We start from the raw sequence: 12077 nt of genomic DNA on the forward strand, positions 1-12077 counted from the left end.
CTTTATTTAGTTGGAAGCTGATCAACGACCCACACTTCTGTTTTTCCTTTATAGGGTGACTTTACGCGTATTGGAGCGTTTTGCCTTGCTGATATTGATTGTTGGTTACGCATTGCCAATTTAGGTGTCTGTTCCCAACGATTCTGGATGGCCACTTGTACCGCAATGGGCTTGTTGACTTCGCGCAGACCCAGCTGTGCAATTGGAATCACAGACTCATAGACCAAATGATCTGCGGAATCGATTTTAGCAATAGCTTGAAGGCCATAGGCATTATTCAACGACAACAAACCGTCTACTATCCTAGGGAAACCCTTCACCTTATAACCTCGCGAGCGAGCGATCAAGGAGGGGCGGACATGTGCAGAAGAAAAATCTCCTGTTTCCAGCATAGACCGAATCGTTTCTGCATCAGGTATTGGGAAGAGTAATTGCATTCCCTCTTTTTTCTTGCCGTATGGATTGATCATGACTGAAATACCATGTGCTGCTGCCTCCAGCTGCAGCGCCGGATCCATTACCTTGACCGCAACGAAGAGATTCTCTTTATCATATGCAATGGCGTACGACCAAAGAGGCTCCACATCGCCAACGGGATTGAGATGTATATTCCACTCCTCCAAATGTCCATCTACATTCACCACGATACCGGAGGTAAATTTAATCTCCACCTTTTTTGATTGCGCTGATGCTGCGCAAACGAAAAAAAATAATAAATGGAATATGGTAAACCTCTTCATGCTAAGTTAATTTGATTTTTTGGCGCCGCTAAAATACACAACGGGAAAAATAAAATCTTTGGCAAAGAAAATCATTCGGAGTGTAAATAAGTGTAAATGGGGTTTTATCACACAGAAGTTACATAATTTCTTAAATTTGTGCCCTATGCAGGATCTTATTCCTTTATGGTCCCACTATCAAAAGGGCTTGCGCGAGGCTGGTTGCGACGAAGCCGGACGGGGTTGTCTCGCCGGTCCTGTGTTTGCAGCTGCGGTGGTATTTCCGGTAGATTATTTCAATCCGGTTCTGAACGATTCTAAGAAGCTTTCGGAAAAGAAACGCTCGGCGCTACGCACTGTGATCGAACAGGAAGCGCTGGACTTTGCGGTAGCATCTGTATCTGCCGAAGAGATTGACAAAATTAATATACATCAAGCCTCCTATTTAGCCATGCACCGTGCCCTTGACATGCTCAATGTACCGGCCGATTACATTATTGTAGATGGTAATAAATTTGTACCTTATCAGACTGTACCCTATACCTGTATCGTGAAAGGAGATGGGAAATACTTATCTATTGCGGCGGCGTCGATATTGGCCAAAACCTACCGCGACGAATACATGCATAATTTAGCCGCAGAACACCCAGATTACGATTGGCTGAGCAATAAAGGTTATCCAACTGTAAAACATCGCAATGCTATTCTTCAGCTGGGGCTCACCCCACATCATAGAAAAACCTTTAGAGTAACCGACCCGCAACTTCGCTTATTCTAAAGGTTTTTTGTGTTGTATCATGCTACCGTATCTTACGAGTGCGCAAGACAATCGCTATTTATGGTTGATGACTACTTTAGCCGTCTGTTTTTTCCTGCGGTAATGTAAGAAGAGCGCAACACCGATGCCTAATACCAGTACTATGGAGAATATGGTAGATAATATGGTGCTTGTTTTCATAGACTGTGGTGCGAAGATAAACTCTACCTGATGATTGCCTCCCGGAAGCTGCAATGCGCGTAGAATATAATCGGCACGAATGATCGGCACTTCTTCCCCATCAACATACGCTTTCCAGCCTTTGTCATAATATACTTCGGAGAATACAGCAAATGCGTCGCGAGGTGCCGTATATTCATAACGAAGTGTATCTGGATGGTAGGAAATCAGGTTGATCTGCGAGTTGGTACTATTGCCAAGTTGCGTAGCCTTCAATTTGCCTTCAAACTCTTTGTTAACAAATGCTTCCTTGCGCGGATCAAAACTATCCAACGCATTCATCTCTTCGTTGTTATCTTTCACAAAAGTGATGCGGTCCACAAACCAAGCATTGCCCGCAGCAGAACTGCGTCGTTGGATACGTTCAGCATTATTATTTGGATCTCGGGTAATCACGTAGCGTACATTGAACATATCCAATACATCTTCATTGATGGCTCCATCAAACTGATGCTCCAAGATCTCTTGAAAACGCATCAGCTTTGCTGCATGATATCCGCCCAGACTTTTATGATAGTAAGACTGACGCGCATCTTGGAATGGGCTTGTTGTCAAGTCAAATACGCGATACGATAGATCTTTATCCATCAATATCAATTCATCCACCTCCCGCTTCGGCATGTGATCTTGAAGCGCCGTTGGGCTATTGAAAGAATCGTTATTTAGGTAGCGTTTGTCTATCGTCCAGAGGTCGGCCAAAGTAACCAAGCCTACCACTGCTAATAGGACAGTTAGCGAAGCTTTTTTCTTCAGATAAAACCAAACTGCTCCAAATGTAATCAATACAATAACCAAAGAGCGCCAAGCATCTGCACTGGCGATGGCCGCTCGATCCTTCAATAAGGCATTGACTAATTCATTACCCATGGCTGCATCACCCACTTGTTGCTGATAAGAGGCAACCAATTCTTGGTGATTGGATGAACGAAAATTCAAGAATAAATCTGGCAGTAGCGCAACCAGCAAACAGAGTGCAGCCACACCGCCACCTGTATACAATAATTTTTTATCTAAATTTTTAACTTCCGCTGCACGGCTAATCAATTGGTCCAGCGCCATAATAGCGAGAATAGGAATCAATACCGATGGAATCACCAAGATAGATTCTACCGCTCTAAACTTGTTGTACATAGGGAAGTAATCAAAGAATAAATCTGAGATCAGCGGGAGGTTCTTTCCAAAGGCTAAAAATAGGGTTAATCCTGTGGCAGATACCAGCCACCATTTATACCTATTTTTAACGATAACGATACCTAAGATAAAAAGGAACATCACACCAGCACCAAAGTACCAAGGCCCTGAAGTAAACATCTTTTCTCCCCAATAGGTTGGCATAGATTGTGCAAATTGCTCTGCCTGCGCTTCGGTTGCATTGAGGTTCTTCACAAATTTGGCGACATGAGAGTTTTTATCCAAAACACCACCCGACCTACCACCATACGCATTGGGGATCAAGAAGGTAATATTCTCTCCAACGCCTTGCGACCAGCCATACGCATATTCTTTACTCAAACCAGAGCCAGAGCTCCCGCCCTGTTCTGTACTGCTGATATTGGCTTTACCTCGAGTGGTTAGCTGGCTATATTCGTATGTAGGAAATAATACGGTAGCATTTACCATCACGGCGATGATGACCGCGCCCAGTTGCACCGCAGTAGATTGTCCAAAGTGTTTTAATCGTTTATCGCGTATCGCATAATACACCTCAAAACCTACCAAAATCAACAAAGTGATGAAAAGATAATAGGTAACCTGAATGTGATTGGTCCGGATTTCTAATGCCATAAAGAGCGCCAGCAATGACCCACCCCAAAGCCAAGAGCCTCTATAACATAAGATAATGGACGCTATAATCGGAGCGATGTAAGCGATCGCATAAGTTTTGTTCATGTGCCCTGCCTCAATATAGATCATATTGTAGGACGAAAAGGCCAATGCAATAGCACCAATGGCCGCCAACCAGGGTTTGATACGGAGCACACTGAATAGAAAATATCCCCCTAAAAGATAAAGCAGCAGAATATCTGCCGGCGGAGGAAATACAGCACGAAGCGCCTTCGAAATATAGGTCGTTACGTTGGCTTCGTGTCCTAACCAGATTTGATACACCGGCATACCACCAAACATAGAATTGGTCCACAATGGCGCTTTCCCATCCTTCGCTTTGTAATCAAACATTTCCTTTTGACCACCAGCGGCTTGTACCACATCCGATTGAGCCAATGTCTTGCCCTGCCAGACTGGCGTGAAGTAAAAAAAGACGAGTAAGACGAGTATCGCTATAATTGTGAGGTGGGAGGCATTCTCCTTAAACCAATTTTTCATGCGCGCTTTTGGATTAATTATCGATTAAGGGTCAAAAATATATAAATATTTTAAAATACAAGGAAGTATTTCCCGCTATTCCCCTTTACCAATCGAACACAAAATATCCGAGATTTCTCTAAATTAAGACTAACGCGCTTACAGCCCTCCCCGTGTTACACCCCGTTACTCGAAGTAAGTATCAATGGCTTGCCGCCAGTAACCAATATCGTATGTTCATGTTGTGCCATATAACCGCCTTTATTGCCAACCATGGTCCAGCCATCTTTCAAAGTAACTGCTTCTGAGGAATCGGTAGAGATAAATGTCTCAATAGCTACGGTCGTATTTTTCTTAAACCGTTCGCGGTTAAAACGATCGCGAAAGTTCGCAATTTCGTGCGGGGCTTCATGTAAGCTTCTACCTACACCATGTCCGGTCAGGTTCTTAATAACACGGTATCCTCGCTGTTTTGCAGATTTTTCCATTAACTCTCCCACATCGGAGATGCGAACGCCACCACTGATCTTTGCAATAGCCTCGTGCAAGATTTCACGCGATGCTTTTAATAAATTATCGTGTTCGGATGGGGTATTACCCACGACGAACGAACTACCGTTATCAGACCAAAACCCATTCAATTCTGCCGAAACATCAATATTGATCAACTGGCCTTCTTCCAAAATACGCGTATCGGATGGGATACCATGGCAAAATTCTTTGTCTACACTGATGCAGGTCCAGCCCGGGAAGCCATAGGTTTTGAAAGGTGCAGATGATGCCCCATAGGATTCTAGAATATCTTTTCCATAATTATCCAATGTTTTGGTAGACATTCCTGGCGCCGCAAAAGCGATCATTTCCTTCAATGTATAAGCGACCACTTCGCTAATCTTCTTCATGCCAATCAGCTCCTGCTCATTCGTTATAGACATATCCTCTTTTATTTTTTATCTTTCTTTTCTTTTTTGTCCTGTTCGTCTTTATCTTTTTTACTGAATAAGCCTTTGATAAATCCACCGGTCTTTTGCGCTGCTTCTTTTGCCTTCGAAGCAGCACGTTGGGTTCTACTACCTGCATCCGTTAGCTTGGCTTCTCGCTCGGCGGTGATACCGGCTGTTTGCTTGATACCGTCCAACATACTTTGCCACAATGTTTTCCAGAAAGAATGGCTAGGATCTCGGGTGTACTTCACGTAGCCTTTGTGGTACACTTCATTCGCATCCGGATTACTATCATTGATAATCAGCTGATTGACAAGAAAGGAGAGAATTCCCTTTCCTGATCGCTTGCCTTCTTCATCTTTGCTACCCAAGATCTTGATTTTAAGATCATCGTAGTCGAAGCGAAAATCACCCCAATTGCGGTAGTCTGTACCAGCCATATCAAAACTCACTTTTCGAATGTTTCCAGAACTGATTTCTACATTTACCAAAGGTTTTATGATGCGGTTGAATGCTGTAGCCTTCATAGCGCCTAAGCTACCTTTATAGGTATGCGCACCATTTTTACTCAGCATATCGAATCCAAATATAGCATGTAAATTTCCTGAATTCATAATGCGCGCCCGAAGATCTGCACGCATAAACTTATCTTTTTGTAAGGATAGAGTGTCGTTAGTTACGTTGGTGATTACTCCGCGAGCTCCATCGAAGGTGATAATTCCTTCCTGACTATATTTCTTGCTAAATTCTCCGTACAAGATATTCAGATTGTCGATATGCACCGTATCTACTTTTATAGATTGCTTTAGCTTCATAATTTGTTGATGAGGCGCTTTCCCAATCTTTGAGCCTGCTACCGACGGGTAACGCATGTCCATAAAGAGCGATACGGAACCATTCTTAAGTGTGGCATCTTTTGCATAGATTTTGTTCTGGTCGATGAGACGAGCAATATCCAGACCTTCTATTTTCAAGGTATCTAGCTTCATGATCGCCATCGTAGTTTTCTTCCCTTGCTTCTTGAAAAACTCTGCCTTGCTCATTCGCGGAGAAAATGATAACTTGCTGATAATCAGATCTCTTTGTTGAGTATTGAGCTTAAGGTGATCAAATTTAGCACGATAAAACCCATCTGGAAGATCGTACTCAAAACCGGGTAAAGATAGATCCACCATTTTCGTATAAAACAGTCTGGTTGAATCTTGCTCAGAAGTTTCATCGATCAATACATCTGTAATATGGAGCTGAACACTATCTAGTGCCATCTTAGATTTCTTGCCGTCCACTATTTGTGTGTGGGTGAGCTTCATATTCGTAAAATCTATTTTCTTTACTGCAATAGAAGATAGGTCGTCTTTGATCTGTTCATATAAAGATTTTGGGGGATCGTTACTAACTGTATCGTTAAAGGCATGTGGTTCATTAATCATATGGACCTTTGGCCTAGCCAAATTGATGGAATTAACCTTTAAACCTTTTCCTAGTAAGAGATCCATCACGCTAAAGCGGCGCACCTTCAATTCATCTAATGCGATATGAAAACGGTTGTCTGGCGCCTTTTCTTCTGCGACCAGCTTTTCGTATACCGCACTATCTGGCACAAGTACCGCGTTCTTCAACGTTACGTTGCCGAGCAGTAGGTTGAGATCCAACGCATCATACTCTAGCGTATATAGACCGTCCGAAGATTCGGCAATAATCTCCTTTAGTTTGGTCTCCAATATAGGCTTGTAATTGTTACTGAGGTACCAAGCGGCGGCCAATAATAGCACTATTATCGCTCCAACTATACCAATGATCCATTTCCAAATAGGTTTCATAAATAGTATTTGATCAAGTTTACTAACTAAGTCCTCTGCTAAACAAAGGAAATGAACCTATGTTTTTGCCGTAGAAATTTATTATACAGGATTTTAATGCCGAGAATCTTCATTATGATAGATACTAAGATAGCTTTCGTAGCGGGAGAGGTCGATATCTTGCTCTTCAACAGCTGCAATAACAGCACAACCTGGCTCATTTACATGGCGGCAGTTGTTAAATCGGCACTGATTCATAAGCGCTCTCATTTCCGGAAAAAAGTGAGAAAGTTCCTGTGGTTCAATGTCTACTACTCCTAATTCCCGAATTCCTGGCGTATCAATCAAGCTTCCACCAAAAGGAAGGGTTAACATTTCCGCAAATGTAGTGGTGTGCTTCCCCTTGTCGGACCACGCAGAGATCTGCCCCGTCTTTAGACTGATGTCAGGAATCAATGCGTTGATCAAGGTAGATTTACCAACGCCCGAATGGCCTGATACCAGGGTAATCTTATCTTGCAGCAAGTTGTGCAATGTTGTTAGATTGGTGCCTTCCAAAGCGGAAACTTCCAGACAGGTATAACCAATATTCGTATAAATGGATTTATAGTCTCGTAAGATCTCTAATCCTTCATCGCTAAAAAGATCTAGTTTGTTGAAAACTAATACTGCGGGAATGCTATAAGCTTCCGCAGTAACCAGAAAACGGTCGATAAAACCCATGGAAGTAGGGGGGGAAGCCAAAGTGACCACTAGCAGTGCCTGATCTAAGTTGGCTCCTATAATTTGTGTTTGCTTGGATAGGTTGATGGAGCGACGAATAATATAGTTTTTTCGCGGTTCTAATGTATTGATCACTGCAAAACCTTCCTCCTGTTCCGGTTCAATCATCACCCGATCTCCTACCGCAATAGGATTGGTGGTTTTAATTCCCTTAATTCGAAACTTTCCCTTAATCCGGCATTCGTAGCGCTGGTTGTCTTCAGCAAGTACTTGATACCAACTTCCTGTAGATTTCGTCACCAGACCTCTTAACATGCTCCGATCTATCATTTCGTTTTATACTTCATTGTTCTCCATCATGCCTTTTATATACTGGCTGCCGCTGATCATTCAGGCAATAATGCCATGCTTTGCTGCTATAATAAGCTGCTTATACAAAGCTACGAAAAGCGATGAAAGAAAGATTGCCTTAGCTGTAAATATACAATTATGTACCTAGTGCATGGGGTTACAGGAAGGTGCCATTTATCCTTTGCTAAAGGAGATTCTAATAAAATAAAAAGTATATTTGCTACGCTTCGAATCTTTAAAAATCTGGTATGAGCACCTCAAATAATAGCGATAAAAAACTTTTTCTTCTGGATGGCATGGCGTTAATCTACCGTGCCTACTTTGCCTTGAATAAAGTGCCGCGTCTTACCTCCTATGGTTTGAACACGGGTGCAATCATGGGTTTTACAAATACCTTGCTGGAGGTATTAAAGAATCAACAACCTTCCCATATTGCGGTGGTATTTGATACCGATGCTCCAACGCAACGCCATATCGATTTTGAGGCATACAAAGCACATCGAGAGAAGATGCCAGAAGATCTGGCGGCCTCCATTCCTTATATTTTTCGGTTGATAGAAGGATTTGATATCCCCATCATTACCAAAGACGGATATGAAGCAGATGATATTATTGGTACACTCGCCAAGCGTGCGGAGCAAGCCGGATTTACGGTATACTGCATGACGCCAGATAAGGATTTCGGTCAGCTCGTATCCGAGAACATATACATCTACAAACCAGCCCGAATGGGCAATGGTGCTGAAGTGCTCGGTGTAGAGGAGATTTTGACAAAGTGGGAGATCAAAGATCCGTTGCAAGTGATCGATATTCTTGGCCTTTGGGGCGATGCCGTAGATAACATTCCGGGGATTCCGGGGATCGGAGAAAAAACGGCAAAGAAATTAATTCAGGAATACGGCAGTATCGAAGGATTAATTGCTAATACCGACAAACTGAAAGGTAAGCAGAAAGAAAATGTCGAGAATTTTGCGGAGCAAGGGTTGATTTCTAAAAAATTGGCCACGATCTTATTGGACGTGCCGACGGAGTTGGATGAGGCTGCCCTGTTGTATAATGCGCCAAATAAAGAGCTGTTGGAGCCATTGTTTGCAGAGCTCGAGTTTAGAACATTGGGGAAGAGAGTATTTGGAGAAGGTTTTTCGATCACAGACAGCGACGTCAAGAACACCAGTGCACAGATGGATCTGTTTCAGACAGATAAATCTGGTTTTCCGGATAAGCCAACAGCGGGAACGGAGCCTATCGCTGCGGAGCACAGCATTCATACCATCGCGCACACCTATCATCTGGCTGATACCTCTGAAAAACAGGAAGACCTCATAAAGTTGCTTGCCAAAAGCAAGGAATTTGCTTTTGATACAGAAACTACTGGCTTAGATGCGTTATCGGCAGAGGTAGTCGGGATGTCTTTCGCCATCGAAAAAGGAGTCGCCTATTATGTCCCTACACCAGCAGATCGCGATGAAGCTCTTTCGGTAATCGGCCGGTTCAAAGCAGTACTCGAAGATTCATCTATTGGCAAAGTAGGCCAAAACATTAAGTATGATATATTGCTATTGTCGAGATACGGTGTACAGCTTCGTGGAGAATTATTTGACACCATGTTGGCACATTACCTGATAGACCCCGATACGCGTCATGGCATGGATGTGCTTGCCGAAACTTATTTAAGCTACACACCTGTATCCATTACGGAGCTAATCGGTGCAAAAGGCAAAAAACAAGGATCTATGCGCAATGTAGATCTCGAGAAGATAAAAGAGTACGCCAGTGAGGATGCAGATATTACGCTGCAACTGAAGGAGATTTTTCAACCGCTACTACAAGATAGTGCGACAGAGAAATTGGCCAAAGAAGTGGAATTCCCTTTAGTATATGTGTTATCTTCGATCGAGCAGAATGGTGTAAAGATTGACGTAGATACCCTGAAGACTATTTCAATAGGTTTGGAGAAAGATGTTGCCAAGCTGGAAGCGGCTATCTACGAAAAGGCTGGAGTTACTTTCAACATTGCTTCGCCAAAGCAATTGGGAGAAGTCTTGTTCGACAAGCTGCAACTGGATCCGAAAGCTAAAAAAACAAAGACCGGCCAATATAAGACCGGAGAGGATGTACTGCTGGCACTGGCACATAAATCCGATATCGTACAAGATATTCTGGATTTTCGGCAAATGCAAAAGCTAAAATCCACGTATGTAGATGCGTTACCAACGCTTATCCATGCAGACACCGGATTGATCCACACGTCGTACAATCAGGCCGTGGCAGCTACTGGACGATTGAGCTCAACCAATCCAAATTTGCAAAATATACCAATCCGTACCGAACGTGGTCGTGAAGTCCGCAAGGCCTTTATTCCGCGCGACACGAATCATGTCTTACTTTCTGCCGATTATTCGCAGATTGAACTGCGCCTGATGGCTGAGCTGAGTAAGGATAAAAACATGATGGAAGCATTCCAAAAGAATCAGGATATCCATCGTGCCACAGCAGCGCGCGTATATGGAGTACCGCTAGAGGAGGTAACTTCTGATCAACGCCGTAATGCAAAAGCGGTCAATTTTGGTATCATATATGGCCAGTCTGCCTTTGGTCTCTCTCAAAATCTTAATATTTCTAGAAAAGAGGCAGCCGAAATCATCGATCAGTATTTTACGCAATACAGCGGCATTCGCGACTATATGTCTAAGACAATAGAAACGGCAAAGGAAAATGGTTACGTGGAAACAATTCTTAAACGTAGACGTTATTTACGCGATATCAATTCCGCTAATATGACGGTACGCGGCTTTGCCGAAAGAAATGCAATCAATGCGCCTATTCAAGGTTCTGCAGCAGATATGATCAAGGTTGCCATGATTCATATCCATCAAGATATCCTGAAAAAAGGATTAGAAGGCAAAATGATCATGCAGGTACATGATGAGTTGGTTTTTGATGTACCAAAATCGGAAGTCGACACTTTTAAAGAGATTATTAGCCACCGTATGAAAACGGCTATCACGATGGAAGTCCCTTTGGAAGTAGAGATCGGCGAGGGAAGTAATTGGTTGGAGGCACATTAGCATTTCAATGATAAACATGAAAAATACGAGCACAGTTATTTTATTTATATCAAGCCTGTTAATATCGTGGTACATCCCCACTGCATCGGCACAGGATTCTATCAATACTTTTTTCGAGCGCATTAACGAATCTGAAGTCCGCTTCTTTTATGACCAAAACTATTTTCTAGTGGACAAGCACTGTGAGTTTAAATCCATTGAAAGACGTGCGGTCTTTGATCGCGCGACTAATAAATTCGATGGGTCGTTTACCGACATCGGTGCTGATGGATCGCTTATATTAACCGGCGTTTATAAACAAGGTGCAAAAAACGGCAATTTTGTGGCCTACCACCCTAATCAGCAAAAAAAATGGGAAGTAACCTTCCGAGATAACAGACCAACCGGTTATTGGAATTATTTCTACCCGGACGGGAAACCTTATCTCAGTGTTTCTTTTACTGACTCCACTACGCGCATTGTATCTCAATGGGATCGCCGCGGAAGATTGAGTGTGAATCAGGGCAACGGAAAGTATGAATTCCGTAATCCGGTGGATGGCTTCTCAGAATACGGGTTTAGCTTTTATTCGATGAGCGGACGTATCAAAGACGGCCTGCCGAATGGAACGTGGAACGTATACTTTGAAAACCCGGAAGCCAAACAAAGTGAATTTGCTGCAGAAGAATTCTATCGCAATGGCGTCCTAGTGCGTGGTTATAACCTATTCGATGACGCAGAGTATAGTACACCAGTGCACGGAATCCTACCTTACGACAGTTTTTATCGCGCGGAGACACTGCTATTTAAACAATGTAATTACGATGATTTTTCGGGGTTCAGTGTATATATTGCGGAATATTTCCGTAACGCATTTCAACTGGTACAGGTAAATAATACAGTCAAAACAGATTTCGCTTTCGAAGTGCGTGTTCGTAAAGATGGATCTCCACGAGATAGTAAAATCATAAAATCATTACCCGATGAGATAAATGATAACTTCAAAAAGGTGATCGAATCGATTCCGTTTTATGTGCCATCCTTTAATGATGGAGAGTATATTGATGATACGATTACAGTGTATGGTACAATGTCTTCAGACGCAGATGGAACGCTACAATTTCAGACGAATCGTATTGAAAGAAAATTGGAACACAAATAATAAGACAAAAAGATTACTTTTGCGGGAATTA

8 protein-coding genes are annotated in these 12077 nt (G+C 42.8%); 3 read left to right on the forward strand and 5 right to left on the reverse strand.

Translation table 11 applies throughout. The annotated features are described in order from the left end of the window. Nucleotides 1-2: 2 nt before the first annotated feature. Entirely contained in the window at nt 3-671 is a 669-nt protein-coding gene (locus M8998_RS10465; RefSeq protein ID WP_249992557.1) for a hypothetical protein, read from the reverse strand. 214 nt (nt 672-885) lie between these two features. Here M8998_RS10465 and rnhB point away from each other — a divergent pair, with 214 nt between their 5' ends. Then, complete coding sequence (gene rnhB, locus M8998_RS10470; RefSeq protein WP_249992558.1) at nt 886-1497, forward strand: ribonuclease HII; 612 nt, start codon at nt 886-888, stop codon at nt 1495-1497. A 54-nt stretch (nt 1498-1551) separates the two neighbouring features. Here the strand turns inward: rnhB and M8998_RS10475 are convergent, their stop codons facing one another. The 4 genes from M8998_RS10475 to rsgA form a co-directional block, all read right to left on the reverse strand. Continuing rightward, the gene (locus tag M8998_RS10475) at nt 1552-4041 is read right to left on the reverse strand and encodes a YfhO family protein (RefSeq protein WP_249992559.1); all 2490 of its coding nucleotides are present in this window, start codon (nt 4039-4041) and stop codon (nt 1552-1554) included. Between the two features lie 155 nt (nt 4042-4196). Then, nucleotides 4197-4955 carry a type I methionyl aminopeptidase gene (gene map, locus M8998_RS10480; protein ID WP_249992560.1) on the reverse strand — a complete coding sequence of 253 codons (759 nt, stop codon included), beginning with the start codon at nt 4953-4955 and terminating at the stop codon, nt 4197-4199. 8 nt (nt 4956-4963) lie between these two features. Then, entirely contained in the window at nt 4964-6784 is a 1821-nt protein-coding gene (locus tag M8998_RS10485; RefSeq protein ID WP_249992561.1) for a hypothetical protein, read from the reverse strand. A 93-nt stretch (nt 6785-6877) separates the two neighbouring features. Further along, the gene (rsgA, locus tag M8998_RS10490) at nt 6878-7801 is read right to left on the reverse strand and encodes a ribosome small subunit-dependent GTPase A (RefSeq protein ID WP_249992562.1); all 924 of its coding nucleotides are present in this window, start codon (nt 7799-7801) and stop codon (nt 6878-6880) included. A 284-nt stretch (nt 7802-8085) separates the two neighbouring features. On the opposite strand from rsgA, the gene polA reads away from it, so the two are divergent. Both polA and M8998_RS10500 read left to right on the forward strand, forming a co-directional pair. Next, on the forward strand, nt 8086-10905 hold the full coding sequence (gene polA, locus M8998_RS10495) for a DNA polymerase I (protein ID WP_249992563.1): 2820 nt from the start codon (nt 8086-8088) through the stop codon (nt 10903-10905). 16 nt (nt 10906-10921) lie between these two features. Continuing rightward, on the forward strand, nt 10922-12046 hold the full coding sequence (locus M8998_RS10500) for a toxin-antitoxin system YwqK family antitoxin (protein ID WP_249992564.1): 1125 nt from the start codon (nt 10922-10924) through the stop codon (nt 12044-12046). The last annotated feature ends 31 nt before the right edge of the window (nt 12047-12077 follow it).

It is taken from the genome of Sphingobacterium sp. lm-10 (genome assembly GCF_023554555.1).
Lineage (GTDB): Bacteria > Bacteroidota > Bacteroidia > Sphingobacteriales > Sphingobacteriaceae > Sphingobacterium.

What these genes read in the sequence shown, in the direction of transcription:
- polA (WP_249992563.1), top strand. Translation starts at nt 8,086, where the DNA reads ATGAGCACCTCAAATAATAGCGATAAAAAACTTTTTCTTCTGGATGGC.
- M8998_RS10500 (WP_249992564.1), top strand. Translation starts at nt 10,922, where the DNA reads ATGAAAAATACGAGCACAGTTATTTTATTTATATCAAGCCTGTTAATA.
- rsgA (WP_249992562.1), bottom strand. Translation starts at nt 7,801, where the DNA reads ATGTTAAGAGGTCTGGTGACGAAATCTACAGGAAGTTGGTATCAAGTA.
- M8998_RS10485 (WP_249992561.1), bottom strand. Translation starts at nt 6,784, where the DNA reads ATGAAACCTATTTGGAAATGGATCATTGGTATAGTTGGAGCGATAATA.
- rnhB (WP_249992558.1), top strand. Translation starts at nt 886, where the DNA reads ATGCAGGATCTTATTCCTTTATGGTCCCACTATCAAAAGGGCTTGCGC.
- M8998_RS10475 (WP_249992559.1), bottom strand. Translation starts at nt 4,041, where the DNA reads ATGAAAAATTGGTTTAAGGAGAATGCCTCCCACCTCACAATTATAGCG.
- map (WP_249992560.1), bottom strand. Translation starts at nt 4,955, where the DNA reads ATGTCTATAACGAATGAGCAGGAGCTGATTGGCATGAAGAAGATTAGC.